Origin of the sequence: Aeromicrobium sp. Leaf245 (genome assembly GCF_942548115.1) — a bacterium.
Lineage (GTDB): Bacteria > Actinomycetota > Actinomycetes > Propionibacteriales > Nocardioidaceae > Aeromicrobium.
Window position 1 is genome coordinate 2226067 of sequence record NZ_OW824151.1, and the last position, 25953, is coordinate 2252019.

The 25953-nt window shown below is 70.7% G+C and carries 30 protein-coding genes; 9 read left to right on the top strand and 21 right to left on the bottom strand.

The window, feature by feature from the left end:
* Positions 1 to 44: 44 nt before the first annotated feature.
* From NBW76_RS11000 to NBW76_RS11015, 4 genes are all read right to left on the bottom strand, one after another.
* On the bottom strand, positions 45 to 407 hold the full coding sequence (locus tag NBW76_RS11000; RefSeq protein WP_055968123.1) for an FKBP-type peptidyl-prolyl cis-trans isomerase: 363 nt from the start codon (positions 405 to 407) through the stop codon (positions 45 to 47).
* 53 nt (positions 408 to 460) lie between these two features.
* On the bottom strand, positions 461 to 922 hold the full coding sequence (locus NBW76_RS11005; protein WP_055968120.1) for a MarR family winged helix-turn-helix transcriptional regulator: 462 nt from the start codon (positions 920 to 922) through the stop codon (positions 461 to 463).
* Positions 923 to 1020: 98 nt separating this feature from the next.
* Positions 1021 to 2247: an acyl-CoA dehydrogenase family protein gene (locus NBW76_RS11010; RefSeq protein WP_055968117.1), complete on the bottom strand. Its 1227-nt coding sequence runs from the start codon at positions 2245 to 2247 to the stop codon at positions 1021 to 1023.
* Positions 2248 to 2261: 14 nt separating this feature from the next.
* Entirely contained in the window at positions 2262 to 3569 is a 1308-nt protein-coding gene (locus tag NBW76_RS11015; RefSeq protein ID WP_235492964.1) for an acyl-CoA dehydrogenase family protein, read from the bottom strand.
* A gap of 211 nt (positions 3570 to 3780) precedes the next feature.
* On the opposite strand from NBW76_RS11015, the gene def reads away from it, so the two are divergent.
* Positions 3781 to 4380 (top strand): peptide deformylase, encoded by a 600-nt coding sequence (def, locus tag NBW76_RS11020; RefSeq protein WP_055968109.1) that lies wholly within the window; start codon positions 3781 to 3783, stop codon positions 4378 to 4380.
* Between the two features lie 19 nt (positions 4381 to 4399).
* On the opposite strand, the gene NBW76_RS11025 is transcribed toward def, so the two are convergent.
* The gene (locus tag NBW76_RS11025) at positions 4400 to 5203 is read right to left on the bottom strand and encodes an RNA methyltransferase (protein ID WP_055968106.1); all 804 of its coding nucleotides are present in this window, start codon (positions 5201 to 5203) and stop codon (positions 4400 to 4402) included.
* 85 nt (positions 5204 to 5288) lie between these two features.
* On the opposite strand from NBW76_RS11025, the gene NBW76_RS11030 reads away from it, so the two are divergent.
* Positions 5289 to 5816, top strand: a complete 528-nt coding sequence (locus NBW76_RS11030; RefSeq protein WP_056554583.1) for a YbhB/YbcL family Raf kinase inhibitor-like protein — start codon at positions 5289 to 5291, stop codon at positions 5814 to 5816.
* Positions 5817 to 5876: 60 nt separating this feature from the next.
* Here NBW76_RS11030 and NBW76_RS11035 read toward each other — a convergent pair whose 3' ends face one another.
* The 3 genes from NBW76_RS11035 to NBW76_RS11045 all read right to left on the bottom strand — a co-directional run bounded on the left by NBW76_RS11035 (position 5877) and on the right by NBW76_RS11045 (position 8337).
* The gene (locus NBW76_RS11035) at positions 5877 to 6989 is read right to left on the bottom strand and encodes an SPFH domain-containing protein (RefSeq protein ID WP_055968102.1); all 1113 of its coding nucleotides are present in this window, start codon (positions 6987 to 6989) and stop codon (positions 5877 to 5879) included.
* Positions 6986 to 7441: an NfeD family protein gene (locus NBW76_RS11040; RefSeq protein WP_235492963.1), complete on the bottom strand. Its 456-nt coding sequence runs from the start codon at positions 7439 to 7441 to the stop codon at positions 6986 to 6988. Before NBW76_RS11040 ends, NBW76_RS11035 begins: the two co-directional genes overlap by 4 nt.
* An 89-nt stretch (positions 7442 to 7530) precedes the next feature.
* Positions 7531 to 8337, bottom strand: a complete 807-nt coding sequence (locus NBW76_RS11045) for an ABC transporter ATP-binding protein (protein WP_055968099.1) — start codon at positions 8335 to 8337, stop codon at positions 7531 to 7533.
* Between the two features lie 126 nt (positions 8338 to 8463).
* Between NBW76_RS11045 and serB the strand changes: the two genes are divergently transcribed.
* Entirely contained in the window at positions 8464 to 9717 is a 1254-nt protein-coding gene (gene serB / locus NBW76_RS11050) for a phosphoserine phosphatase SerB (RefSeq protein ID WP_055968095.1), read from the top strand.
* A 13-nt stretch (positions 9718 to 9730) separates the two neighbouring features.
* Here serB and NBW76_RS11055 read toward each other — a convergent pair whose 3' ends face one another.
* Positions 9731 to 9946 (bottom strand): dodecin, encoded by a 216-nt coding sequence (locus NBW76_RS11055; RefSeq protein ID WP_055968093.1) that lies wholly within the window; start codon positions 9944 to 9946, stop codon positions 9731 to 9733.
* Positions 9947 to 9999: 53 nt separating this feature from the next.
* Between NBW76_RS11055 and NBW76_RS11060 the strand changes: the two genes are divergently transcribed.
* Genes NBW76_RS11060 through NBW76_RS11070 form a run of 3 tightly spaced genes read left to right on the top strand, consistent with a single transcriptional unit; the run spans position 10000 to position 11216 of the window.
* Positions 10000 to 10386: a DUF3099 domain-containing protein gene (locus tag NBW76_RS11060; RefSeq protein ID WP_055968090.1), complete on the top strand. Its 387-nt coding sequence runs from the start codon at positions 10000 to 10002 to the stop codon at positions 10384 to 10386.
* Entirely contained in the window at positions 10379 to 10588 is a 210-nt protein-coding gene (locus tag NBW76_RS11065) for a hypothetical protein (protein WP_055968088.1), read from the top strand. Before NBW76_RS11060 ends, NBW76_RS11065 begins: the two co-directional genes overlap by 8 nt.
* Positions 10589 to 10616: 28 nt before the next feature.
* Positions 10617 to 11216, top strand: a complete 600-nt coding sequence (locus NBW76_RS11070) for a hypothetical protein (RefSeq protein WP_055968086.1) — start codon at positions 10617 to 10619, stop codon at positions 11214 to 11216.
* 30 nt (positions 11217 to 11246) lie between these two features.
* On the opposite strand, the gene moaA is transcribed toward NBW76_RS11070, so the two are convergent.
* On the bottom strand, positions 11247 to 12233 hold the full coding sequence (moaA, locus tag NBW76_RS11075; RefSeq protein WP_056554580.1) for a GTP 3',8-cyclase MoaA: 987 nt from the start codon (positions 12231 to 12233) through the stop codon (positions 11247 to 11249).
* Positions 12234 to 12302: 69 nt separating this feature from the next.
* Between moaA and NBW76_RS11080 the strand changes: the two genes are divergently transcribed.
* A complete protein-coding gene (locus tag NBW76_RS11080; protein WP_056554577.1) occupies positions 12303 to 13073 on the top strand; it encodes an SURF1 family protein in 771 nt (256 codons plus the stop codon).
* Here the strand turns inward: NBW76_RS11080 and NBW76_RS11085 are convergent.
* From NBW76_RS11085 to NBW76_RS11125, 9 genes are all read right to left on the bottom strand, one after another.
* Positions 13046 to 14644, bottom strand: coding sequence for an ABC-F family ATP-binding cassette domain-containing protein (locus NBW76_RS11085; protein ID WP_055968076.1), 1599 nt, complete (start codon positions 14642 to 14644; stop codon positions 13046 to 13048). The two genes, NBW76_RS11080 and NBW76_RS11085, sit on opposite strands and share 28 nt — an antisense overlap.
* Positions 14645 to 14880: 236 nt before the next feature.
* Positions 14881 to 15255: a metal-sulfur cluster assembly factor gene (locus NBW76_RS11090; protein ID WP_055968071.1), complete on the bottom strand. Its 375-nt coding sequence runs from the start codon at positions 15253 to 15255 to the stop codon at positions 14881 to 14883.
* Positions 15252 to 15713, bottom strand: a complete 462-nt coding sequence (gene sufU / locus NBW76_RS11095) for a Fe-S cluster assembly sulfur transfer protein SufU (RefSeq protein WP_055968068.1) — start codon at positions 15711 to 15713, stop codon at positions 15252 to 15254. The genes NBW76_RS11090 and sufU overlap by 4 nt, the downstream gene beginning before the upstream one ends.
* 3 nt (positions 15714 to 15716) lie before the next feature.
* Positions 15717 to 17003 carry a cysteine desulfurase gene (locus NBW76_RS11100; RefSeq protein WP_304438619.1) on the bottom strand — a complete coding sequence of 429 codons (1287 nt, stop codon included), beginning with the start codon at positions 17001 to 17003 and terminating at the stop codon, positions 15717 to 15719.
* 8 nt (positions 17004 to 17011) lie between these two features.
* On the bottom strand, positions 17012 to 17773 hold the full coding sequence (gene sufC / locus NBW76_RS11105; RefSeq protein ID WP_055968063.1) for a Fe-S cluster assembly ATPase SufC: 762 nt from the start codon (positions 17771 to 17773) through the stop codon (positions 17012 to 17014).
* A 5-nt stretch (positions 17774 to 17778) separates the two neighbouring features.
* Complete coding sequence (locus tag NBW76_RS11110) at positions 17779 to 18132, bottom strand: non-heme iron oxygenase ferredoxin subunit (RefSeq protein WP_056554571.1); 354 nt, start codon at positions 18130 to 18132, stop codon at positions 17779 to 17781.
* 4 nt (positions 18133 to 18136) lie between these two features.
* Entirely contained in the window at positions 18137 to 19357 is a 1221-nt protein-coding gene (sufD, locus tag NBW76_RS11115; RefSeq protein WP_056554568.1) for a Fe-S cluster assembly protein SufD, read from the bottom strand.
* On the bottom strand, positions 19354 to 20778 hold the full coding sequence (sufB, locus tag NBW76_RS11120) for a Fe-S cluster assembly protein SufB (protein ID WP_055968058.1): 1425 nt from the start codon (positions 20776 to 20778) through the stop codon (positions 19354 to 19356). Before sufB ends, sufD begins: the two co-directional genes overlap by 4 nt.
* Positions 20775 to 21473: a metalloregulator ArsR/SmtB family transcription factor gene (locus NBW76_RS11125; RefSeq protein ID WP_055968055.1), complete on the bottom strand. Its 699-nt coding sequence runs from the start codon at positions 21471 to 21473 to the stop codon at positions 20775 to 20777. The genes sufB and NBW76_RS11125 overlap by 4 nt, the downstream gene beginning before the upstream one ends.
* Before the next feature lie 101 nt (positions 21474 to 21574).
* Between NBW76_RS11125 and NBW76_RS11130 the strand changes: the two genes are divergently transcribed.
* Entirely contained in the window at positions 21575 to 22663 is a 1089-nt protein-coding gene (locus NBW76_RS11130) for a DNA polymerase domain-containing protein (RefSeq protein ID WP_056554565.1), read from the top strand.
* Positions 22664 to 23360: 697 nt separating this feature from the next.
* Here NBW76_RS11130 and NBW76_RS11135 read toward each other — a convergent pair.
* Positions 23361 to 23936: a YdeI family protein gene (locus tag NBW76_RS11135; protein WP_235492982.1), complete on the bottom strand. Its 576-nt coding sequence runs from the start codon at positions 23934 to 23936 to the stop codon at positions 23361 to 23363.
* A gap of 62 nt (positions 23937 to 23998) precedes the next feature.
* On the opposite strand from NBW76_RS11135, the gene NBW76_RS11140 reads away from it, so the two are divergent.
* Entirely contained in the window at positions 23999 to 24781 is a 783-nt protein-coding gene (locus NBW76_RS11140) for a GTP pyrophosphokinase family protein (RefSeq protein WP_235492961.1), read from the top strand.
* 42 nt (positions 24782 to 24823) lie between these two features.
* Here NBW76_RS11140 and NBW76_RS11145 read toward each other — a convergent pair whose 3' ends face one another.
* On the bottom strand, positions 24824 to 25912 hold the full coding sequence (locus tag NBW76_RS11145) for an ATP-dependent DNA ligase (protein WP_056554559.1): 1089 nt from the start codon (positions 25910 to 25912) through the stop codon (positions 24824 to 24826).
* Positions 25913 to 25953 lie beyond the last annotated feature (41 nt).

Genomic DNA, 25953 nt, shown 5'->3' on the forward strand with positions numbered 1-25953 from the left:
AGGTGGTCGCGGGGCGTCGTGGTGGATCGGGTGGGGACGGGCGGTCAGCCGACGCCCATCAGGTCGATGACGAACACGAGGGTCTTGCCCGACAGGCGGTGGCCGCCACCGGCGGGACCGTAGGCGAGCTCGGGCGGGCACACGAGCTGGCGGCGTCCGCCGACCTTCATGCCGGGGATGCCCTGCTGCCAGGCGCCGATGAGGCTCGTGAGCGGGAAGCGCGCGGACTGGCCGCGGTCCCAGGAGGCGTCGAACTGCTCACCGGTGTCGAACTCGACGCCGACGTAGTGCACGTCGACGACGCCGCCGGGCGTCGCCTCCGCGCCGTCGCCGACGACGATGTCCTTGATCTGCAGCTCTGTGGGCGCGGGGCCCTCGATGAAGTCCACTTCAGGCTTGGAGGTCATGCCGTCGATCCTCGCACACCGTGCCAGCGCCGCTGCGCGGTCCCGTGGGACGGTCAGTCCTCCACGCCGAGGGCGTCGTTGAGCCGGCCCAGGAGCTGTGCGAAGGTGCGCAGCTCGGTGGGCTCCCAGTGCTCCAAAGCGGCCGCGAGGCGGGCGTGGCTGTTCTCGCGGTAGGCGTCGACGCGGCGCGTGGCCTCCGGCGTCGCCTTCAGCACGTGGGCGCGCCCGTCCTCGGGGTGCGGCGTGCGGTCGACCAGCTGCATCGTCTCCAGCAGTCGGACCGCGCGGCTCACCGTCGACTTGTGCACGTGCAGCGAGTCCGCGAGCTCGGAGGCTCGCACCCCCTCGCCCTCGCCCGTGCCGGCGTCGACGACGGCGAGCAGCAGCACGAAGGTGCTGTAGTCGAGCTCCTCGTGGATCGAGGCCAGGTTGCGCAGCGAGCGCGCACGGACCTGCCGTACCAGCCGTGTCAGCTGGTAGTCGACGTCGAAGTCCGGCGGCAGCTCCCGATCCATGCGCACATCCTAGGTGGGGGTCCTACCGCGGCCTCCCCCGCACACGCCGAGGCCCCGTCACCGCGGTGACGGGGCCTCGGACCCGGGGACGTCGGGTCTCAGCGCAGCTGGGACGACGTGAGGTTCAGCAGTCGTCGAGCGACGATGAGCTGCTGGATCTGCTGCGTGCCCTCGAAGATGTCGAGGATCTTGGAGTCGCGCGACCACTTCTCGAGCAGCTCGGTCTCGCCGTAGCCCAGGGTGCCGGCGAGCTCGACGCAGCGCAGCGTGATCTCGTTGCCGACCCGACCGGCCTTGGCCTTGGACATGGAGGCCTCCATGGAGTTCGGCTTGCGGTTGTCCGCCAGCCAGGCCGCCTCGAGGGTCAGGAGCAGCGCCGCCTCGTAGTCGGCCTCCATCTGCAGGAAGGTCGCCGCCGCGTAGGACTGCGACGTCGCGGGACGGTCGTAGTCGACGACCACGCCCGCATCCTCGAGGAGCTCGCGGGTGAGCTCCAAGGCGGCCCGCGTGACGCCGACGGCCATCCCGGCCACGAGCGGCCGGGTGTTGTCGAAGGTCGCCATCGCACCGGCGAAGCCCTGCTTGGTGTCGATCTCCTCGTTGCCGAGGATGTTCGCGGCCGGCACACGGCAGTTGTCGAGCACGATGACGGCCGTGTCGGACGCCCGGATGCCGAGCTTGTGCTCGAGACGCTCGACCCGGATGCCGGGCAGGGTCTTCGGCACCACGAAGCTCTTGATCGCCGCGCGACCGAGCTTGGGGTCGAGCGTGGCCCACACGACCACGGAGTCGGCCCGTTCGCCGGAGGTCACGTAGATCTTCTCGCCGTTGAGGACGTACTCGTCGCCGTCCTTGATCGCCGTGGTGCGGATGGCCGCGGAGTCCGATCCGCAGCCCGGCTCGGTGATCGCCATGGCCGCCCACGTGCCCTTGAACTTCTCGAGCTGCTCGTCGGTCGCGACGGAGGCGATGGCGGAGTTGCCCAGGCCCTGGCGCGGCATCGACAGCAGGAGTCCGACGTCGCCCCAGCACATCTCGATGACGGAGAGGACCGACGAGAGGTTGGTGCCGTTCTTGACGGCGTTCTTGCCCTTGCCCTTGATCTCCTCGTCCTCGGTGCGGCGGACGCCGGCCGCACCGGCGCCCTGGCCCTGGCCGGAGTCGCCCATGCCGTCGATCAGCGAGGCGAGCAGGTCGAGCTCCTTGGGGTAGGAGTGCTCGGCGAGGTCGTACTTGCGGGAGTTGGCGCGCAGGAAGTTGTCGGCGACCTCGTGGGCCTGCTGGACGAACCCGCGGAACTTCTTGGGAGTGTCGAGATTGATCATGATGTGGTCCGCCCTCAGACGAGGACTGCTCCTTCCAGGACTGCGACGGCCCGCAGGTCGCGGTACCACCGCTCCACCGGGTGCTCCTTGACGAAGCCGTGCCCACCGAGCAGCTGGACGCCGTCGGTGCCGATCTTCATGCCGTACTCGCTCGCCAGGCGGCGGGCGAGGGCGATCTCGCGGGAGGCGTCGCGACCCTGCTCGGCGCGCGAGGCGGCCTTCAGCGTCACGAGGCGCATGCCCTCGAGCTCGATCGCGATGTTCGCCACCATGAAGGCGACGGCCTGACGGTGGGCGATCGGCTCGCCGAACGCCTCGCGGGTCTTCACGTACTCCTTGACGTAGTCGAGCACCGCGCGTCCGGTGCCGACGGCCAGGGCCGCCCACGCGAGGCGGGAGAGCCGGACGCACTCGCGGTAGTCGTCGGTCGAGCCGAGCAGCGCCGTCTCGGGGACGACGACGCCGTCGAGGCGCAGGCGGGTGAGCCCGGCCGCACGCAGACCCATGGAGGGGTCCGCGGCCAGCGAGATCCCGCTGGTGCCGGACTCCACGACGAACAGCCGCGGACTGCCGTCGAGGACGGCCCCCACGACGAACAGCTCGGCCTCGGTGCCGCGCACCACGCCGGACTTGATGCCGTCGAGGCGGTAGCCGCCGTCGGTCGCGGTCGCCGTCGTCTGCAGCTCAAACGGGTCGAACAGCGTGCGCGCCTCGGCGATCGCGAGGGCGGCCGCCGGGACGTCGTCGCCGGTGAAGGCCGGCAGGTACGTCTGCTGCTGCTCATCCGTGCCCCACAGGGAGATGGCCGTGGCGACGGAGGCGGGCGCGAGGCACGCGACGGCCTGGCCCATGTCGCCGTAGGCGAGCGCCTCGTTGACGAGCACGCCCGTGACGGCCGAGCGCTCCTCGGAGAGCCCGCCGAGGGACTCGGGGACGTTCAGCAGCGTGAGGCCGAACTCGGTGGTCTGGTCGAGCACCTCCTTCGGGGTGTCGTCGGCGTTCTCGGCGGCCTCGGCACCGGGGCGCAGGACCTCGGACGCGAACTCGCCGATGACGTCGACCATCATCTGCTGGTCCTCGGTGGGCGTCAGGTCGAACAGACCGCTGTCGCTCGTGGCGTCGAGGCGCTTCGGCTTGCCCGAGCCCTTGACCCGCTTGAACGTGCGGTTGGCGTTGGCCGCGACCTGGAAGCCGGACTTGGCGCCCTGGTAGACGGCGCGCTCGGTGGCCTTGCGCAGGCCGAGCTTGTCGATGGCCGGTGAGCTCGCGATGCGGTTGAGCACCGCAAGACCGATGCCCATGGGGTCTGGTCGGTTCGCCACGGGGTCTCCTTGACAGGGACGAAGGGTGGATCGGGTCGAGAGGGTTTCCCGCCCAGGACGGCTGGGGATGGTGCTGGTGGGGGTCGTGCCGGTGGTGCTGCGTCCGACCGTACTGTAACTGTGAGTTGCAGTACGACGTAGTGATCGTATCCGACGTCACAGGTCGGAGTCCACGCATCGGCGCCAGTGGGTCCGCGATACGTTGTGACGCGTGGCATCGCACCCCTCTTCCCGTCCACTTCCCGACGGCGGCACCGTCCTGCCGATCACCCGGTGGGGCACGCCGGTCATGCACCACGAGCTGAAGGACGTCACCGAGTTCGACGACGCCCTCGCCACGCTCGTGCGCGACATGACCGCGACCATGCACGCCGCGAACGGCGTCGGTCTCGCCGCCAACCAGGTGGGCGTCGACCTCAAGGTGTTCGTCTTCGACTGTCCGGACGACGACGACGTGCGCGTCACGGGCGTCGTGGTGAACCCGGTGCTCACGCTGCCCGCCACGGCGGACCGCAACCTCGACACCGCGGACGAGGGGTGTCTCTCGCTCCCGGGAGCCTTCACGGAGTGCTCGCGTCCCGACGTCGCGAGCGTGACCGGGTTCGACGAGACCGGCCGGCCGGTGGAGTTCCACGGCACCGGGCTGCTCGCCCGCTGCCTGCAGCACGAGACCGACCACCTGTTCGGCACGGTCTTCGGCGACCGTGTGCCGGCCAAGGCGCGCAAGAAGCTCCACAAGCGGCACGACGAGCTCGCCGAGGCCTACCCCGACGACTGGCCGGTCACCCCGGCGTCGATCGAGGAGGACTGACCGCTCCCCCGTCGGTCCGTCACCGACCGCGCAGGTGCCAGCACGCCACGGCCACGGACGTCGCCACGTTCAGGCTGTCGATGCCGGCCGCCATCGGGATCGTCACGCGCACGTCGCTGCTGCGCTGCCAGTGCGCCGTCAGCCCCGGGCCCTCGGAGCCCACGACGAGCGCGAGCCGTTCGGGCACCTCGTGCACGTCCTCGAGCGAGACCGCGTCGTCGGCGAGCGTCATGGCGTAGGTCGTGAAGCCGTGCTCGGCGAGCAGGGCCGGCGTGGCGTACCAGTCGTCCGCACGGGCGTGGGGCACCGAGAACACCGCACCCATGGCCACCTTCACGGCGCGTCGGTAGAACGGGTCCGCGCACCGCGGCGAGAGCAGCACGGCGTCGAAGCCGAGAGCGGCCGCGACCCGGAAGACCGCTCCGACGTTGGTGTGGTCGACGAGGTCCTCCAGCACCACGACGCGGTGGGCGGCGGCCAGCACGACCTCGGGCGAGAGGGGTGCGGGTCGACGGATCGCGGCCAGGGCCCCGCGGTGCACGTGGAATCCCGTGACCTGCTCGATCCGCTTCTCGTCCATGACGAAGCACGGCGCGTCGCTCGCGTCGAGCACGTCGGCGAGACCGTCGAGCCAGCGTGGTGCCATGAGGAACGACGCGGCCTCGTGCCCGGCCTCGTGGGCTCGGCGCACGACCTTCTCCCCCTCCGCGAGGTAGATGCCGTGCTCGCTCTCGTGCGCCAGCCGCATCTGCACGTCCCGCAGGTCCAGGTAGTCGCCGAGACGGGGGTCGTCGAGGTCCTCGACGTGCTCGATCCTGGCCACCGCACCACCCTAGGCCGTGCGCCCCGCCCCGATCGCCCCGCACGACCGCCCTGCACGACCGGGGGGTCGTCGCTAGCGTGGAGGCATGAGCCTCGAACGCCCCGTCACCCCCGACCCCTACCCGCTGCTCCCGGCCGCCGCGCCCTTCACCGTCACCAGCGACGACGTGACCGACGGCGCCCCGCTGAAGGACGACCAGGTCAACGCGCACGGCGACACCTCGCCCCAGCTCTCGTGGAGCGGTGCGCCCGAGGGCACGCAGTCCTTCGTCGTCACGTGCTTCGACCCCGACGCGCCGATCGTCTCGGGCTTCTGGCACTGGACGGTCGTCGACGTCCCCGCCGACGTCACGTCGCTGCCTGCCGGCGCCGGCGCCGACGACGCCTCGCTCCCGGAGGGCGCCTTCCACGTGCGCAACGACGGCGGGACCAAGGCCTTCATGGGTGCGGCCCCGCCCGAGGGTGACCAGCCGCACCGCTACTACTTCGTGGTGCACGCGGTGGGTGAGCCGACTCTGGGCGTCGACGGCGACGCCTCCCCCGCCGTCGTCGGCTTCAACCTGGCCTTCAAGACGCTTGGTCGCGCCATCCTGCACGGCACGTACCAGCACTGACACCGACGACGACGGCCCCGGAGCGAGGTGCTCCGGGGCCGTCGTCGTGCTGCGTGTCCGTCAGGACGTCGGGGTGGGGGGATCCGCCGGGGGCTCGTCGCCACCGAACGTCGGGACGTCGGGCTCCTTGGACGGGCTGACGCCGGGCTTCTCGGCGGCCCGTGCGGCCTCGAGTGCCGCCTGGACGGCCGCCTCGGTGCCCGAGGACGAGGTCCCCGTCTCGATCGGCTCGTCGAGGTCGACCCGCTTCTTGCTGCCGCCGCCGTCGACGGGCACGGTGCCGACCGTCCCGCCGAGGGTGCCGAGCGCCTTGGTGAGCTCGGCCGGGATGATCCAGGTGGAGGCGTTCTCGCCACTCGCGATCTTCGGCAGGGTCTGCAGGTACTGGTACGAGAGCAGCTTCTGGTCGGGGTTGCCGTCGTGGATCGCCTGGAAGACGGTCTCGATGGCCCGGCCCTCGCCCTGCGCGGTAAGGATGGCCGCCTGCTTCTCGCCCTCGGCCGAGAGGATCGAGGCCTGCTTCTGGCCCTCGGCCGTGAGGATGGCGGCCTGCTTCTGGCCCTCGGCCGACAGGATCCGGCTCTGGCGGTCACCCTCGGCGGTCAGGATCGCGGCGCGCTTGTCACGCTCGGCGCGCATCTGCTTCTCCATGGCGTCGATGATCGACGGCGGCGGGTCGATGCCCTTGAGCTCCACGCGGTTCACGCGGATGCCCCACTTGCCGGTGGCGCCGTCGAGCTCGCCGCGCAGGCCGGAGTTGATCTGGTCGCGGCTCGTCAGGGCGTGCTCCAGGCTCATGCCACCGATGATGTTGCGCAGCGTGGTCATGGTCAGCTGCTCGATGGCCTGGATGTAGTGGGCGATCTCGTAGGTCGCGGCCACCGGGTCGGTGACCTGGAAGTAGATGACGGTGTCGATCGAGACCGTCAGGTTGTCCTCGGTGATGACCGGCTGCGGCGGGAACGACACGACCTGCTCACGCAGGTCGATCATGTAGCGCACCTTGTCGATGAAGGGCATGACGATGTTGAGGCCGGCCGTCAGGGTGGTGCGGTACTTGCCGAACCGCTCCACGATGCCGGCTCGGGCCTGCGGGACGATCTTGACCGTCATCGACACGACGACGACGGCGAGGATCGCCAGCAGGACCAGGAAGATGGTCAAGGCGGTCATGCGGTGGGCTCCTTCGAGGTGATGACGGCGGTGGCACCGTCGATGCTGGTCACGACGACCTCGGCGCCCGGCTCGAGCTCCCGGTCGTCGGTGGTGCGGGCCGACCACACCTCGCTGGCGAGGGTGATGCGACCGCCGAACGGGCCGACCGGCTCGAGCACGACGCCGGTGCGGCCCACGAGGGCGTGATGGCCCGTGGTCAGGGTGGGCCCGGCGTGCAGACGTGCGACGATCGGCGGCCGGGCCAGGAAGAGCAGCCCGACGGACACGACACCGAACAGCAGCATGGCCACCCAGAAGGGCGCCCCCACCGCTGCGGCGACGGCTGCGGCCAGCGCGCCGAGGGCGAACATCAGCAGGACGAGGTCGAGGCTGAGCAGCTCGGCCACGGCGAGCAGCACCGCGATCCCGACCCAGGTCACCCAGGCGTTGTCCGTCATCCACTCGATCATCGGTGCCCTCCTGTCGTCGGGGCGGCCCGTCGATCCTGGACCTGGCCCCCCACCGGGTGCGTCACGCTACCAGTCGGATCGCCGTGCAATCACCGCAACGCACGGCGCCCGTACTGGGCGCGACGCGCGGCGTACCGGCCGTCGACGTGGTCGAGCTCGAGGCGCATGCCGAAGGTGTGTCCGAGGGACTCGGCGGTGAGGACCTGCTCGAGCGGGCCGGCGTCGACGATCCTGCCGTCGCGCAGCAGCAGCACGTGCGTGAAGCCCTGCGGGATCTCCTCCACGTGGTGGGACACCATGACGAGCACGGGCGCGCCCTCGGTCGAGGAGAGCAGGTCCAGGCTCGCCAGCAGGTCCTCGCGCGCTCCGAGGTCCAGGCCCGCGCCCGGCTCGTCGAGCAGGAGCAGCTCGGGGTCGGTCATGAGCGCGCGGGCGATCAACGTGCGCTTGCGCTCACCCTCCGACAACGTGCCGAAGGTGCGGTCGGCGAGCCGGGTGATGCCGAGCTCGCCCATGATCTGGTGCGCGCGGGTCAGGTCGTCCTCGTCGTAGGACTCGTTCCACCGGCCGGTGACCGCGTGCGCGGCGGACACCACGACGTCCTCGACGCGCTCGGCGGGAGGAATGCGGTCGGCGATCGCCGTGGCGCTGTGCCCGATGCGGGTCCGCAGGTCGAACACGTCGGTCTGGCCGAGACGCTGCCCGAGGATCTCCGCGGTGCCGGAGGTGGGGTGCAGGTGGGCGCCGACGACCTGCAGGAGCGTGCTCTTGCCCGCCCCGTTGGGGCCCAGGACGACCCAGCGCTCGTCCTCGCCCACCGTCCAGGACACGTCGTCGAGCAGGACCTTGCCAGGCCTCACCACGCTCACCGAGTCGAGCTGGAACGCGGTGGCCATGAGTGGGTCTCCTGCACTGTTCTCGCCGGCGGTCGGCCGCGGCCGTTCGTCCTCGGCCGCGATGCGTCCAACCTATCGCGACGTCCCATGCGCCGAGGCGGCGGCCGGACGATAGCCTCGTGCTCGATGACGCCCCATGTGCCAGCCGTGCACCTGACCTCGCCGACCTTGCTCGTGACGCTCACCGGCCCCGACCGCAGCGGCGTCTCGACCCGGCTCTTCGCGTGCCTGGAGCCGTTCGACGTCGAGGTCGTCGACGTCGAGCAGCTGGTCGTGCGAGGACGCCTGGTGCTGAGCGTCCTCGTCTCGTTGGCGAGCGAGGCGGCAGGGAACGAGCCAGTGGAACAGGACCCCGCACCTATGGAGCGGTCCTTGCGTGAGGTGGCGGCCGAGCTCGGCATGGACGTCGAGCTCGAGCACGGGGTGGGTGACAACCGCCCGCGCCGCGTCGGGCGAAGCCAGGTGACGGTGCTCGGCCACCCGCTGCGGCCGGCTGCCATGACGGCCCTGACCAGCCGGATCAAGGCCGCCGACGGGAACATCGACCGCATCCTGCGCCTCGCCCGCTACCCGGTGACCGCCCTGCGGCTCGAGGTCTCGGGCGCCGACCCCGACGTGCTGCAGGCCGACCTGGCGGCCGCTGCGTACGAGCACGGCGTCGACATCGCGGTCGAGGAGCGCGGGATCCTGCGCCATGCCCAACGGCTGGTCGTCATGGACGTGGACTCCACGCTGATCCAGGGTGAGGTCATCGAGATGCTGGCCGAGCACGCGGGGTGCGCCGACGAGGTCGCCGCCGTCACCGAGTCGGCCATGCGCGGCGAGATCGACTTCGAGGAGTCGCTGCGTCAGCGCGTCGCGCGTCTGGAGGGCGTGCCCGCCTCGGCTCTCGAGGAGGTCCACGCCGCGCTCACCTACACGCCGGGCGCGCGCACGATGATCCGGAGCCTCAAGCGACTGGGCTACCGCTTCGCCCTCGTGAGCGGCGGCTTCACGCAGATCATCGAGTGGATCGCCGCGGACCTCGGCATCGACTACGTGGCGGCCAACGAGCTCGAGATCGTCGACGGGCGCCTCACCGGCCGGGTCGTCGGCCGGGTGGTCGACCGCGCCGGGAAGGCCGAGGCACTGCGACGCTTCGCCGCGGAGGCGCGGATCGGCATCAAGAACACCGTCGCCGTGGGCGACGGCGCCAACGACCTCGACATGCTGGCGGCCGCGGGCCTCGGCATCGCGTTCAACGCCAAGCCCGTCGTGCGTGACCAGGCACGCACGTCGGTCAACTCGCCGTACCTCGACTCCATCGTCTACCTGCTCGGCATCACGCGCGAGGAGGTCGAGGCCGCCGACGCGGACGAGGACCACGCCGACGGCTCCTGAAGGGTCTCGGACCTTACTCGTCGTCCTCGAGCCGGAACCCGATCTTCATCGTCACCTGGTAGTGGGAGACGGACGTGTCGGTGATCTGGCCGCGGATGCCCTCGACCTCGAACCAGTCGAGGTGGCGCAGCGTCCTTCCGGCCCGCTCGATGCCGTTCTCGATGGCCTCGGTGACGCCGTCCGGGGAGGTGCCGACGATCTCGGTCACGCGGTAGGTGCGGTTGCTCATGGGGACATCATGCCTGCCCGGCGGGACGACCGGGACCGACGTACGCTGGAGGAGTGAACCAGACACCGTCGGACTCCTCGTCAGCAGGCCCAGGACAGCGCCGCGGTGATGCTGCCCAGCGCCGCGACGAGGCGGCCGAGCGCCGCGGTGAGCAGGTCTACTCCATCACGTCGGCGAGCACGGGCCACAGCGACGAGCTCGGCGCACGCGAGCTGCGGTACGCGCTGAGCATGGGCTTCCGCACGCTGTGCTTCATCGGCGGCGTCCTGGTCTGGAACCACGTGCTGTGGCTCGGCGTCCTATTGTTCGTCGGTGCGGTCTTCCTGCCGTACACCTCGGTCATCCTCGCCAACGCCGGCGTGCGCAGCAAGGCCGACGGGAGCGACCTGATGAAGCCGTCCCCGTTCGGCGAGATCGGCGACGGCGCCCCGCGTGAGTGAGGAGCTGATCTGCTCGTCCAAGGGATGCACGGCCGCAGCGGTGCACCGGATCGAGTGGAACAACCCGAAGATCCACACGCCGGACCGGCGCAAGACCTGGTTGGCGTGCGACGAGCACGAGCCGACGCTGAGGTCGTTCCTGTCGGCGCGCGACTTCTACCGCGACACGCTGCCGCTGCAGGACGACGTCACCCCCGGGTGACCCGCTGCACGTCGCCTAGGGTCGGAGCATGCGTCCGCTCCCCCACCGTGCCGCGGCCCTGCTGCTGATCGCCGCCCTCGCCGCCGGGTGCGGCGGCGACGACGATCCCGCAGCCGCGCCGACGTCGCCTGTCACGTCGTCCGCCGCTCCGTCGCAGACCTCGAGCCCCGGAGCGGGAGAGCCGCTGGGCTCCCCGGTCGTTCCCGAGGGGCAGGACCCGCAGGACTTCCGCGCCGAGGTCGCACTGGACGACGGCGCGCGGGTGGCCGCCTACCTGGTCGCTGGGACCGGTCTGGTGGTCCAGGTGCGGCCCGCCGGCCAGGACGACTGGAGCGCACCGGCCACGCTCGTCGAGTCGTCCGAGGACCCGTGCCAGGGCGTCGAGCTGCAGCAGGCCGGCGGCACGGTGGCCCTGACCGCCGGGTTCGGCCTCTACTGCTACGACGGCGAGCCCCCGCAGCAGGTCGTGGCCGCGGCGCTCGCGGGCGTCACCGACGTGTGGGACGTGCGCACGATCGACGACGTCGACGACTTCGAGTCGGTGACGGTGGCCGGCGACGGCAGCCGCGTCGACTTCGACGGGTCGGGCGGCACGATCACCTGGACGAAGGGCCGCGGCTTCGACTGAGTCGTCCGATCCCTGGTCGCTCGTGCTGCTTCAGCCGCCGATCGACGACATCGGTCGCGTCGGCTGCAGGAAGGTCGGGTCGTCGATCCCGTGCCCGGGCCGCTTGCCCCACATGGCCTCCGACCACCGCCGCGCCAGCTCCTCGTCGTCGGCGCCGTCGCGCAGCGGGCCCCGCAGGTCCGACTCCTCGCGGGCGAACAGACAGGTGCGCACCTGGCCGTCGGCCGTGAGCCGCACGCGGTTGCACTCCGAGCAGAACGGGCGGGTGACCGAGCCGATGATGCCGACCGTGTGAGGGCCGCCGTCGACGAGGAAGCGCTCCGCCGGAGCGCTCCCGCGTCCGTCGAGCGGCGTGAGCGTGACGTGCTCGGACAGTCGTGTGAGGATCTCGTCGGCCGTGATCATCCGGCTGCGGTCCCAGCCGTGCTGGGCGTCCAGCGGCATCTGCTCGATGAAGCGCAGGTGGTAGTTCCGCTCCATGGCCCAGCGGAGCAGCTCGGGACCCTCGTCCTCGTTGAGGCCCCGCAGCAGCACGGCGTTGATCTTGACCGGTGCGAGACCGGCCTCGGCCGCGGCCTCCAGGCCGGCCACCACGTCGCGGAACCGGTCGCGCAGGGTGATCTTCGAGAACATCTCGGGGTCGGTGGTGTCGAGGCTGACGTTGACCCGGTCGAGCCCGGCGGCGGCCAGGGACTTCGCCGTGCGGGTCAGGCCGAGCGCGTTCGTCGTGATCGCGGTGCGCGGCGAGCCGGGCATGGCCTTGGTGGCAGCGATGATCGAGGCGAGGCCGCGTCGCAGCAGCGGCTCGCCGCCGGTGAAGCGCACGTCGGTGACGCCGAGCCTGGTCACCGCGACGTGGATGAGGCGCACGACCTCGTCGTCGGTGAGCACCTCCGCGGTGGGCATCCAGTCGAGCCCCTCGGCCGGCATGCAGTACTGGCAGCGCAGGTTGCACCGGTCGGTGAGCGAGACGCGCAGGTCCGTGGCCACACGTCCGTGCCGATCACCGAGGTCCATCGCTCCATCCTAGGGTTCGCAGCCCAGCCCTGCCGGTGGGCGTTCGGTCCGCCCGGCTAGGTTCGGGTCGTGCGGTTCCTGCTCACACCCCGATGGATCGGGTTCTTCCTCGCCGTGCTGGCTCTCGCGGTCGTCTGCGTGCTCATGGGCGACTGGCAGTGGCACAAGCGCGAGGTGCGCCACGCCTCCAACGAGCTCGTCGAGAAGCACCTCGCGATCGACCCCGTCCCGCTCGACGAGGTGGTCCCGGCCGGTGGGAAGGTCGCGAAGGACCAGGAGTGGACCCGGGTCCTCGTGGAGGGCCGGTACGACCCGACGTCCCAGGTCACGGTGAAGTTCCGCACCCGTGACGGCCGGCCCGGTGCCGAGGTCGTCACGCCGCTCCTGCTCGACGACGGGACGGCCGTCCTGGTCGACCGCGGCTGGGTGCCGACCGCGAACACCTCGGCCGCCCCCGAGGACGTCCCTGCGCCCCCCACGGGCCGGGTGGAGGTCGAGGGCTGGCTGCGTCCGGACAACGGCGCCGGCGACGAGGCCGTGGTGCCCGTGGACGGACAGGTCCGGTCGATCTCGAGCGTCGGCGTGGGCAGCACGCTGCCGTACCCGGTCCGCTCGGGCTACCTGAACCTGCGCGGCCAGACCGGTGGGACCGGGGGCCTGGAGCTGGAGCCGGAGCCCGATCTCGGCGGCGGGCCGCACTTCTTCTACGGCCTGCAGTGGTGGTTCTTCGCCGCACTGGCGATCGGCGGCTTCGGCTGGTTCGCCCGCGCCGAGTGGCTCGAACGGCGCCGGCCCGATGCCAGGACCGACGATCAGGCCAGGGACACGAGCTCGGCGTAGCCGTCGTTCCAGAGGTCCTCGTCGCCGTCGGGCAGCAGCAGCACCCGGTCGGGGTCGAGCGCGCGGACGGCACCCTCGTCGTGCGACACGAGGACGATCGCGCCCTCGTAGCGGCGGATCGCGTCGAGCACCTCCTCGCGGGACGCGGGGTCGAGGTTGTTCGTCGGCTCGTCCAGCAGCAGCACGTTGGCGCTCGAGACGATGAGGCCGGCGAGGGCCAGTCGCGTCCGCTCGCCACCGGACAGGACCCGGGCGGGCTTCGCGGTGTCGTCGCCGGAGAACAGGAAGGCGCCCAGCACGCTGCGTGCCTGGGTGTCGGTCAGCTCCGGAGCCGTCCGCTGCATGTTCTCGAGGACCGTGCGGTCCATGTCGAGCGTCTCGTGCTCCTGCGCGAAGTACCCGATCTTCAGTCCGTGGCCCGGCAGGATCTTGCCGGTGTCGGACTCCAGGGTCCCGGCGAGCATGCGCAGCAGCGTGGTCTTGCCGGCACCGTTGAGGCCGAGCACGACGACGCGGCTGCCCTTGTCGATCGCCAGGTCGACGCCGGCGAAGATCTCGAGCGCGCCGTAGGACTTGCTGAGCCCCTCGGCCATGAGCGGGGTCTTGCCGCACGCGGCCGGCTTCGGGAAGTCGATCTTGGCGACCTTGTCGGCCTGGCGCACGTCGTCGAGGCCCGACATCATCTGCTCGGCGCGGCGCAGCATCTGCTGGGCCGCGGTGGCCTTGCTGGCCTTGGCCCGCATCCGGTTGCCCTGGGCGACGAGTCGCTCGGCGGTCTTGGTGGTGATCTCGCGCTCCCGCTTGCGACGGGCCTCGTCGGCCTCGCGCTGGCGCAGGTAGTGCTTCCACCCGGTGTTGTAGATGTCGATCGTGGCGCGGTTCGCGTCGAGGTAGAACACCTTGTTCACGGTCTCCTCGACCAGCTCGACGTCGTGGCTGATGATGACCAGCCCGCCGGAGAACGTCTTGAGGAAGCCGCGCAGCCACGTGACGGAGTCCGCGTCGAGGTGGTTGGTCGGCTCGTCCAGCAGCAGGGTGTCGGCGTCGCTGAACAGGATCCGCGCGAGCTCGATGCGTCGACGCTGACCGCCCGACAAGGTCTGGAGCTGCTGGTCCAGGACGCGGTCGGGAAGGCCGAGCGCGTTCGAGATGGTCGCAGCCTCCGCCTCGGCCGCGTAGCCGCCTCCGGCGGAGAACACGTCCTGCGCACGGCCGTAGAGCTTCATGGCGCGCTCGGCGACGTCGGGATCGGCCGAACCCATGTCCAGCTCGGCCTTGCGCATCGTCGAGAGCGCCTCGTCGAGACCACGGGCACCCAGGATGCGGTCACGTGCGGTGATCGATAGGTCGCCGGACTTCGGGTCCTGCGGCAGGTAGCCGATCTTCCCGGAGCTGGTGATGGAGCCCTCGGCGGGCTGGCCGTCACCCGAGAGCATCCGCGTGAGGGTGGTCTTGCCGGCGCCGTTGCGCCCGACCAGACCGACCTTGTCGCCCTTGTCGACGCGGAAGGAGACGTTCTGCATGAGGACGCGGGCGCCGAAGCGCAGCGTCACGTCGTGGACGGTGATCATGGGGAGCCTTACAGGTCAGAGGGAGTGCGAGAACGCCGGACATGGTCCGGTCGTCACTCCCGCTGGTAGTAGCTCACCCGAGGAGTCTACGGCGTCGGCCCGGCCCTGCGGCATGGTGAGGACGTGACATGCATGACCCCGACCACGGGCCGAGCGAAGCGAGGCTGGCGCCCGGGCGCCAGCCCGGCGGCGGTGACGAACGAACCGCCGGTGCCGCGAGGAACGAGCGGTGCGCCTCAGCCGACGTTGAAGCCGAGCGCGCGGAGCATCTCGCGGCCGTCGTCGGTGATCTTGTCCGGACCCCACGGCGGCATCCAGACCCACTCGATGCGGAAGTCGTTGACGATCCCGTCGAGGGCGGCGCGCGTCTGGTCCTCGATCACGTCGGTCAGCGGGCAGGCGGCCGAGGTGAGCGTCATGGAGAGCACGGTGTTGCTGTGCTCGTCGACGTCGGCGCCGTAGACGAGGCCGAGGTCGACCACGTTGATGCCGAGCTCGGGGTCGACGACGTCCTTCATGGCCTCCAGCACGTCCTCGGCCGTGGTGGCACCGGCCGGCGCGGACACGTCGGGCAGGTCGGAGTGGTCAGGGGTGGTGACGGGGTCGCTCATGCGTCCTCCTGCGTGATGAGAGCTTGGCTGGTGGCGTCCTTGAACGCCATCCACGAGAGCAGCGCGCACTTGACGCGTGCCGGGAACTGGGCGACACCGGCGAAGGCGATGCCGTCCTCGAGCACGTCCTCGTCGGGCTCGACGGCACCCTTGCCCTGCATGAGGGCCTGGAACGCGTCGAGCACGGCGAGGGCGTCGTCGACGGGCTTGCCGACCACGAGGTCGTTCATCACCGAGGCCGAGGCCTGGCTGATGGAGCAGCCGACGGCGTCGTAGGACACGTCGGTGACGGTGCTGCCGTCGAGGTGGACCCGCAGCGTGACCTCGTCACCGCAGGTGGGGTTGACGTGGTGCACCTGGGACTCGAACGGGTCACGAAGTCCTGCGCCGTGCTTCTGCTTGTAGTGGTCGAGGATGATCTCCTGGTACAGCGAGTCGACCTGTGTGGCGTCGCTCATGGGTCACCGCCCTCCGAAGTAGCGCTGGGTGTGCCGGACCGCGTCGACGAGCGCGTCGACCTCGGCCTCGGTCGTGTACAGGTAGAACGACGCGCGGGTCGTCGACTGGACACCGAACCTCTGGTGCGCCGGCTTGGCGCAGTGGTGCCCGGCGCGGACCGCCACGCCACGGGAGTCGAGCAGCTGGGCGACGTCGTGGGGGTGCACGTCGTCGAGGGTGAAGCTGATCGCTCCCCCACGCTGCACCGCCTCGGCGGGACCGACGACGGTGAGGCCGTCGACCTCCTGCAGCCGCTGCAGCGCGTACGCCGTGATCGCCTGCTCGTGCGCGGCCACGTTCTCCATGCCGAGGGACGACAGGTAGTCGACCGCGGCACCGAGGCCGACCGCCTGGGCGATCGGCGGCGTGCCGGCCTCGAAGCGGTGCGGCGGAGCGGCGAACGTCGAGCCGGCCATCGTGACCGTCTCGATCATCTCGCCGCCGCCGAGGAACGGGGGCAGCGAGGCGAGCAGGTCGTAGCGGCCCCACAGCACGCCGATGCCGGTGGGCCCGACCATCTTGTGGCCGGTGAAGACCACGAGGTCGGCCCCGAGCGCGGCGACGTCGACCGGCATCTGCGGCACCGCCTGCGAGGCGTCGACCACGACGAGGGCACCCACCTCGTGGGCGCGGGCGACGACGCGGTCGACGGGGTTGATGGTGCCGAGCATGTTCGAGACCCACGTGAGCGAGACGACCTTGGTGCGCTCGGTGACGAGCGACTCGAGGTCGTCGAGGTCGAGGCGACCCTCGTCGGTGACACCGAACCAGCGCAGCGTGGCGCCGGTGCGCTGGGTGAGCTGCTGCCACGGAACGATGTTGGAGTGGTGCTCCATCTCGGTGATGACGACCTCGTCGCCCTCCCCGACACCGTGCTCGTGGCCCGGACCGGCGTCGCCGAGCACGCGCGCCACCAGGTTGAGGGCCTCGGACGCGTTCTTGGTGAACACGACCTCCTCGCGGCGGGGCGCACCGATGAAGTCGGCCACCTTCGTGCGGCCGAGCTCGAACGCCTCGCTCGCCTCGGCACCCAGCTGGTGCATGGCGCGGGCGACGTTGGCGTTGTGCTGCAGGTAGTGCTGCTCGATGGCGTCGACGACCTGGCGCGGCTTCTGCGACGTGTTGGCGCTGTCGAGGTACACCAGCGGAAGACCGCCGGCGAGGGTGCGCTCGAGGATCGGGAAGTCCTTGCGGACCGCCTCGACGTCGTAGCCCGCACCGTTCGCCACCGAGGACACGGCAGTGCTCACCGTCATGCTCAGACCGCCGCGGCCTTCACGTACTTGTCGTAGCCCTCGGCCTCGAGCTGGTCGGCCAGCTCGCGGCCGCCGGACTCGGCCAGGCGGCCGGCGACGAAGACGTGCACGTGGTCGGGCTTGATGTACTGCAGGATGCGCGTGTAGTGCGTGATGAGCAGCAGCCCGCGGTCGCCCTGGCCGGTGTACCGGTTGACGCCGTCGGAGACGACCCGCAGGGCGTCGATGTCGAGTCCGGAGTCGGTCTCGTCGAGCACGGCGAACTTCGGGTTGAGCAGCTCCAGCTGGGCGATCTCGTGCCGCTTCTTCTCACCACCGGAGAAGCCCTCGTTGACGCTGCGCTGCGCGAACGTCGGGTCGAGCGTGACGCGCTCCAGGGCGGCGTTGACGTCCTTGACCCACGTGCGCAGCTTGGGAGCCTCGCCGTCGATGGCGGTCTTGGCGGTACGCAGGAAGTTCGCGACCGACACGCCCGGGACCTCCACGGGGTACTGCATGGCCAGGAAGAGCCCGGCCCGCGCACGCTCGTCGACGCTGAGCTCGAGGATGTTCTCGCCGTCGAGCAGCACCTCGCCCTCGGTGACGGTGTACTTGGGGTGACCGGCGATCGAGTAGGCCAGCGTGGACTTGCCCGAGCCGTTCGGGCCCATGATGGCGTGGACCTCGCCGCTGTTGATCGTGAGGTCGACGCCGCGGAGGATCTCCTTGTCGCCCTCCTCGGTCTTGACGGTGACGTGCAGGTTCTTGATCTCGAGGGTGCTCATGTGGTTCAGCTCCTGGTGGGGGCGGAGACGTCGACGAGGACGCGTCCGTCGGTGATGGTCGTGTGGTAGGTGGGCACGGCCTCGGTGGCCGGCAGGTTCAGGGGCGAGCCGGTGCGCACGTCGAACCGCGACCCGTGCAGCCAGCACTCAATCTCACAGCCCTCCACCTCCCCCTCGGAGAGAGGGATGGCGGCGTGCGAGCACTCGTCGCGGATGGCGTAGACGTCGTCGCCGTCGCGCACGAGGGCGATGTCGACGCCGTCGACGGTCACCGGGGTCGCCGTCCCCTCGACGAGGACGTCGAGGGGTGCGGCGAACCGCGGTCCGCCGACCTGCTGGTCGGTCTGCTGCTCGCTCATCGGCTCAGGCACCTGCCTCGGTCGGGGCCTCCGGGCGGCGGTCCAGCTTCGACAGGTCCGCACCGGACAGCTCGTCCTCGATGGCCGCGACGAGCCGCTCCTGCAGCTCGGGCACACCGATCCGACGGATGATGTCGTTGAAGAACCCGTGGACGACGAGACGACGGGCCTCGGACTCCTCGATCCCCCGGCTCTGCAGGTAGAACAGGTGGTTGTCGTCGAAGCGACCCGTGGTGCTGGCGTGACCGGCACCGGCGATGTCACCGGTCTCGATCTCCAGGTTCGGCACGGAGTCGGCCTTGGCGCCGTCGGTCAGGACGAGGTTGTCGTTCTGCTCGAAGGTGTCGATGCCCTCGGCGACCTTGCGGATCAGCACGTTGCCGACCCACACCGTGTGGGCGTCCTGGCCCTGCAGCGCGCCCTTGTACTCGACGTTGCTGCGCGTGCGGGGCGCCGTGTGGTCGATGAACTGGCGGTGCTCGATGTGCTGACCGGCGTCGGCGAAGTACACGCCGAGCAGCTCGGCGCTGCCGCCAGGACCGGCGTAGTCGACGTTGACGTTGGTGCGCACGAGGTCTCCGCCGAGGGAGATCTCGAAGGCGCGCACCGAGGCGTCGCGCCCGACCCGCACGTTGTACTGGCCGGCGTGGACGGCGTCGTCGGCCCAGTCGTTGACCGTGACGAGGTCGAGCGACCCGCCGTCGGCGACCACGACCTGCGTGAACGCGTCGTACGTGGCGCTGCCGGCGTGGTCCATGACGACCGTGGCCCTGGCGTGCGCGCCGACCCGGACCACGACGTGGCCCCACACCGTGGACTCGACCGAGTCACCGGTGAGCCGCAGACGCACCGGCTCGCTGAGCTCGGTGTCGGCGGGGACGTCGAGCAGCACCGCTCCCCCGGCGTTGGCCACGGCCAGCGCACCCAGACGGTCGAACGGGGCGTTCACGGCGAGCGCCTGCGCCTCCTGCGTGCTGATGCGGGTGAGCGTGACGCCCTCGGGCAGCTGCTCGTCCCACGTGAGCGACGCGTCGGACGGCGAGCCCTCGAGCAGACCGCGCAGCCGCTTGAGCGGCGTGAAGCGCCAGATCTCCTCGAGACCCGTCGGCACCGGGTGCGTGGCGACGTCGTAGGACGGGACAGGGTGCAGGTGAGACTGGACGTGGTCGAGCTCCAGCGCCTGCTCGATGTTCTCGACCGTGCGGTCGGTGTCGGTGAGGGTCATCCGACGGCTCCCTCCATCTGCAGCTCGATGAGACGGTTCAGCTCGAGCGCGTACTCCATGGGGAGCTCGCGCGCGATGGGCTCGACGAAGCCGCGGACGATCATCGCCATGGCCTCGTCCTCCTCCATGCCACGCTGCATGAAGTAGAAGAGCTGGTCGTCGCTGACCTTCGAGACGGTGGCCTCGTGCCCGAGCGTCACGTCGTCCTCACGGACGTCGACGTACGGGTAGGTGTCGGAACGGCTGATCTGGTCGACCAGCAGCGCGTCGCACTTGACGGTGCTGGCCGAGCCGTGCGCGCCCTCCATGACCTGCAGCAGGCCGCGGTAGGAGGTGCGACCGCCACCGCGTGCCACCGACTTGCTCAGGATCGAGCTCGACGTGTGCGGCGCGGCGTGCACCATCTTGGCGCCGGCGTCCTGGTGCTGACCCTCGCCGGCGAAGGCGATGGACAGCGTCTCGCCGCGGGCGTGCTCGCCCATCAGGTAGACGGCCGGGTACTTCATGGTGACCTTGGAGCCGATGTTGCCGTCGACCCACTCCATCGTGGCGCCGGCCTCGCAGACCGCGCGCTTGGTGACCAGGTTGTACACGTTGTTCGACCAGTTCTGGATCGTCGTGTAGCGGACGCGGGCGCCCTTCTTGACGACGATCTCCACGACGGCCGAGTGCAGCGAGTCGCTGGAGTAGATCGGCGCGGTGCAGCCCTCGACGTAGTGGACGTAGGAGTCCTCGTCGGCGATGATCAGCGTCCGCTCGAACTGGCCCATGTTCTCGGTGTTGATCCGGAAGTAGGCCTGCAGCGGGATGTCGACGTGGACGCCCTTGGGCACGTAGATGAACGAGCCGCCGGACCACACGGCCGTGTTGAGCGCCGAGAACTTGTTGTCACCCACGGGGATGACGGTGCCGAAGTACTCCTCGAAGAGCTCGGGGTGCTCCTTCAGCGCGGTGTCGGTGTCGAGGAAGAGGACGCCCTTCTCCTCGAGGTCCTCGCGGATCGAGTGGTAGACGACCTCGGACTCGTACTGCGCGGCGACGCCGGAGACGAGACGCTGCTTCTCGGCCTCGGGGATGCCGAGCCGGTCGTACGTGTTCTTGATGTCCTCGGGCAGGTCGTCCCAGGTGGCGGCCTGCTTCTCCGTGGACCGCACGAAGTACTTGATGTTGTCGAAGTCGATGCCGTCGAGCTCGGCGCCCCAGACGGGCATGGGCTTGCGGCCGAACAGGCGCAGGCCCTTGAGTCGCTGCGCGAGCATCCACTCGGGCTCGTCCTTGAGGCCGGAGATGTTGCGCACGACCTCCTCGGACAGACCGCGCTGGACGTTCGCGCCCTTGTCGTCGGCGTCGGACCAGCCGAACTCGTAGCGTCCGACGTCCTTGAGCCCGGGGTTGAGCTCTTCGATCGAGTTGGTCGTCATGACGACACCCTCTCTGTGGTGGGACCAGTGGCTTGGGAAGGGGGATGGGGCAGGTGGGTCGTGCACACACCGTCGCCGTGGGCGATGGTGGCGAGCCGCTGCACGTGCGAGCCGAGCAGCTCGGCGAACATCGCCGTCTCGGCCTCGCACAGCTGGGGGAACTCCGCGGCCACGTGCGCGACCGGGCAGTGGTGCTGGCAGATCTGGGCGCCGGCCGGCGTGGTGCCGGCCGACGCGGCGAAGCCGTCGGCGCTGAGCGCCTCGGCCAGCACGCGGGGGCGCTCGTCGACCGGCGCGGCGTCGACGAGGGGGCGGTACTTCTCGGTGAGACCACGTAGACGTCGTGCGGCGAACTCGACGACCGCGCCGTCACCGGCGGTCTCGGCGAGGAAGCCGAGGGCGTCGACCGCGAGGTCGTCGTAGGCGTGCGCGAACGTGTCGCGGCCGGCATCGGTGATCATGAAGACCTTGGCCGGACGACCTCGCCCACGGCCCGTGGTGGCACGGGGCTGGCGCTGGGCGACGACCCCGTCGGCCAGGAGGAGGTCGAGGTGGCGACGTACGGCTGCGGGCGTGAGCCCGAGGCGCCGTGCGAGGTCCGCAGCGGTCGACGGACCGTGCTCCAGGATCGACGTCGCCACGCGTTCGCGCGTGGGGGCGTCATCGACGACTGCCGACATCTCCTCCGCACGCATGTATTTCACAACACCAGTGTGCCGTTAATGATTCCCCTACTTCTAGCAAGGTCTACCTCACTTCCGCGCATCCGTGACGTTCCAGCCCTAGGCTGGCCGGCATGGCAGCGAAGGCCACGGCCGTGATGGTCGACGCGGACGGACGAGAGGTACGCGTCTCGAGCGCGGAGCGCGTGATCTTCCCCGCCTCCGACCACGGCCCGGAGATCACCAAGCGCGAGGTCGTCGAGTACTACGTCGCGGTCGCCGACGGCATCGTGCGAGCACTGCGGGACCGTCCGACGGCGCTCGAGCGCTGGCCCAAGGGCGTGCTGCCCGGCATGACGCTCACCGCGCGCGACGCCACCCACGGTCGTGGGCCGCAGGGTGATGCGTTCTACCAGAAGCGCCTCATGCGCGGCATGCCCGAGTGGGCCCGCTCGGTCCGGGTGCACTTCCCGTCCGGCCGGGTCGCCGACGAGCTGTGCCCGGACCACGTCGCGGTGGTCGCCTGGGCCGCACAGATGGGCACGGTCACGTTCCACCCCTGGCCCGTGCGTCGTGCCGACGTCGACCGGCCCGACGAGCTGCGCATCGACCTCGACCCGCACGGCGCCACCGGTTTCGCCGACGCCGTCCGCGAGGCCGAGCAGGTGCGGGCCCTGCTGGAGGAGCTGGGCCTGCGCGGGTTCCCCAAGACCAGCGGGAAGAACGGCGTGCACGTGTACCTGCGCATCGAGCCGCGCTGGACCTTCACCGACGTGCGCCACGCCGCGATCGCGCTGGGCCGCGAGCTCGAGCGCCGCAGCGATCGGCTCACCACCGCCTGGTGGAAGGAGGAGCGCGGCGACCGCATCTTCGTCGACGTCAACCAGAACGCCCGCGACCGCACGATCGCCTCGGCGTACAGCCTGCGCCCGAAGCAGGGCGCACCCGTCTCCTTCCCGCTCTCGTGGGACGGACTCGCCGCGGTGGACGACCCGATGGCCTTCACGCTCCGGACCGTCCCCGACCTGCTGGCGTCCCAGGGCGGCGACGCCTGGGCCGACATCGACACCCAGCCACACTCCCTCGAGCCCCTGCTCGACCTCTGGCGCGCCGACCTCGAGCGCGGGCTCGGCGACATGCCCTACCCGCCGGAGTACCCCAAGATGCCGGGCGAGCCCAAGCGCGTGCAGCCGAGCAAGGACAGGCGGAACAAGCAGGGCTGACGACTCCCCTGCAGCCACCGCTGCGCTGCTCCGGCCGGTGCTGGAGGCGGTCTGGGTGGGGCCTCGACGGGGCGGACGCGCCGTGGGTGAGCCACGCCGCCGGCATCGGTGGATCGTCAACCTCAGGAGCCGGCCTGCGGTTGAGATTCCACCGATGGGTCGAGCCGGCCGGGGCATCGGTTGATCCTCAACCTCAGGAGCCGGCCTGCGGTTGAGATTCCACCGATGCGTCGAGCCCGGCGGGGCATCGGTTGATCCTCAACGTCAGAAGCCGGCCTGCGGTTGAGATTCCACCGATGCGTCGAGCCCGGCGGGGCATCGGTTGATCCTCAACGCCAGAAGCCGGCCTGCGGTTGAGATTCCACCGATGGGTCGAGCCGGCCGGGGCATCGGTGGATCCTCAACGTCAGGAGCGGGTCTGCGGTTGAGATTCCACCGATGGGGTCGGGCGGTGCGTTCTCCACCGATTGCAGCGCCACACGGTGGAGAACGCACCGCGCCGTGGCCCATCCGGTGGAGGATCCACCGCCCGGACCGGAGTCGGCGTGCTCGGCCGCCGGCGATGCCCGCTGCTCCGTCGAGGCCCTCTCGGAGACCACGCCCGGACCCAGCCGAGGCAGCGCAGCAGCGAGCCCACGTGGCATCAAGGGATCACGGAAGCGAGAGCAGCACGAAGCCCACCCACGATCCCGCCGCCTCAGCGGTCCGGCCGCTCCCCCGCGACGCACTGTGCCACCAGCTTCTCGATGCGCGAGAGCCGTGTCTCCTCGCGCTTGGCGGTGGCCACCTGCGTGAGGGCGTAGAGCCTCGCGCTGCGGGGCAAGGCGTCCCAGAAGGTCCGGGCCGCGGGGTCGGCGTCCAGACCCCGACGCAGGGCGTCGGGCTCCACACCGTTCTCCGGACCGACGAGGACCGTCCACGAGCCGTCGCCCCGTGCTCCGTCGACCAGCGCCCGCCCCGGGGGTCTCATCCGGCCCTCCGCCTCGAGCCGCTCCACACGCGCCCGGTTCGACGCCGCCCACGGACTGCCCGGCCGACGCGGCGAGAACCAGATGACCGAGCCGCCGACGCCACCGCCGGAGCGGGCCTGGCCGTCGATCCAGCCCCAGCACAGCGCCTCGCAGACCGCGTTCTCGTAGGACAGGGCGTCGTCACCGTCGGCGAGCCGGTCCGGCACCGCGAGCCAGACCCCGCGCGTGTCGGCGTGGTGGTCGGCCAGCCAGGCACCCCAGCGCGACCTCGACCCCGGTGCGAGACGCTCGGCGTCGTCCATGACTCCCACGACTCACAGGTTAGCCACGGAGCCCGACGAGGTCGTGGACGTACGCTGACCGGGTGGAGCTGAGCAGCCGAGCCACCCTGCCCCTGGACGACGACGTCCTGCACGTCGGCGACCCGAAGCTCCTCCGCCAGGACTTCAGCCGCTTCATGCTCCGCCACCGCTTCGGCATGGAGGAGGTCGTCACCAAGCTGACGATCCTGCGCGACGAGTTCGACCTCATGCACGACACGAACCCGATCGAGCACATCGCCTCGCGGCTGAAGTCGCCCGACAGCCTGGCCGAGAAGATGCGGCGGAAGGGCACCCGCCCCACCTACGCCTCGATCCGCGAGACCATCACCGACATCGCCGGCGTCCGCGTCACCTGCAGCTTCGTCTCCGACGTGTACCGCGTCCACGACCTGCTCACCTCCCAGGACGACCTCACGGTGCTCGACGTCCGCGACTACATCGCCGCCCCGAAGAAGAACGGCTACCGAAGCCTGCACACGCTCCTGGAGGTCCCGGTCTACCTGTCCGACGGCCCGGTGCCGGTGACGGTGGAGGTGCAGCTGCGCACCATCGCGATGGACTTCTGGGCCAGCCTCGAGCACAAGATCCACTACAAGTACCGCGGCGCCGTGCCCGACGACCTGGCCGAGCGACTGTGCGACGCCGCCGACTCCGCGCACGCGCTCGACGCACGCATGGAGGCACTCCACGACGAGGTGCGCCACCTGGGCGAGGACGGGGTGGAGACGCTCCCTCGTCAGGTGCGCGAGGACCTGCTGACCGGCGACGAGCTCGTCCCGTCGGAGGCGCTGCTCGAGCAGCTGCGCCGTCTGGCCGCGGACTGATCCGGTCGGGCTCGACACCGGGACGACAGCAGACGACCGCGGCTACGTCAGGACGTCACCGAGGTCGTAGGCCACGACCTCCTCGAGCTGCTCGTAGGTGCACGAGCCGGGCTCGCGGTCGGGGCGCCACCGCTTGAACTGCGCGGTGTGCCGGAAGCGACCCTGCTCGCCCCGACCCTCCATGTGCTCGTACCCGACCTCGACGACCCGCTCGGGCCGCAACGGCACGAACGACAGGTCCTTGGTGCCCGTCCAGCGGCTCTGGCCACCGGGCAGCCGTCCGTCGGCGTGCGCCTCCTCGCTCTGCCAGGCACCCCAGGGGTGCTGGTCGAGGTCCGCACGCAACGGGTCCAGCTCGTCCACGAGCTCGGCCCGGCGGGCGGCCGAGAAGGAGGCGCAGACACCCACGTGCTGAAGGCGGCCGTCCTCGGTGAACAGGCCCAGCAGCATCGAGCCGAGCAGCGGCTGCTCGGGCGTGGAGGTCTTGTGCAACCGGTATCCCGCGACGACCACGTCGGCCGTCCGGGCGTGCTTGATCTTCAGCATCGATCGGCCGTTGGGCACGTACGGGCCGTCGAGGCGCTTGGCCATGACCCCGTCGAGGCCCGCCCCCTCGAACTGGTGGAACCAGCGGGTGGCCTCGGCCGTCTCCCCCGTGGTGCGGGTGAGGTGGACGGGAGCGGAGACGTCGGAGAGTGCGCGTTCCAGGGCCGCCCGACGCTCGCCGAGCGGCGTGTCGACGAACGACGTGTCGTCCAGGGCCAGCAGGTCGAAGACCACCAGGCTGGCCGGCGTCTCGCGGGCGAGCATGTCGACCCGCGACGCCGCGGGGTGGATGCGCTGCGACAGCGTGTCGAAGTCGAGCCGGTCACCGACCGCCGTGACGATCTCGCCGTCGACGACGCACCGGTCGGGAAGCTGCTCCAGGACGGCCGCCACGACGTCGGGGAAGTAGCGCGTCAGCGACTTGGTCGAACGGCTCGCGATCTCGACCTCGTCGCCGTCGCGGAAGACGATGGCCCGGAAGCCGTCCCACTTGGGCTCGAAGAGGTAGTCCCCGACCGCCGACGGCACGGCCGCCACGGACTTGGCGAGCATCGGTCGCAGCGGCGGCATGACGGGCAGGTCCACGGGCCCACCCTAGGCCGGGTCGGGGCCGCCTGCGTGGCACG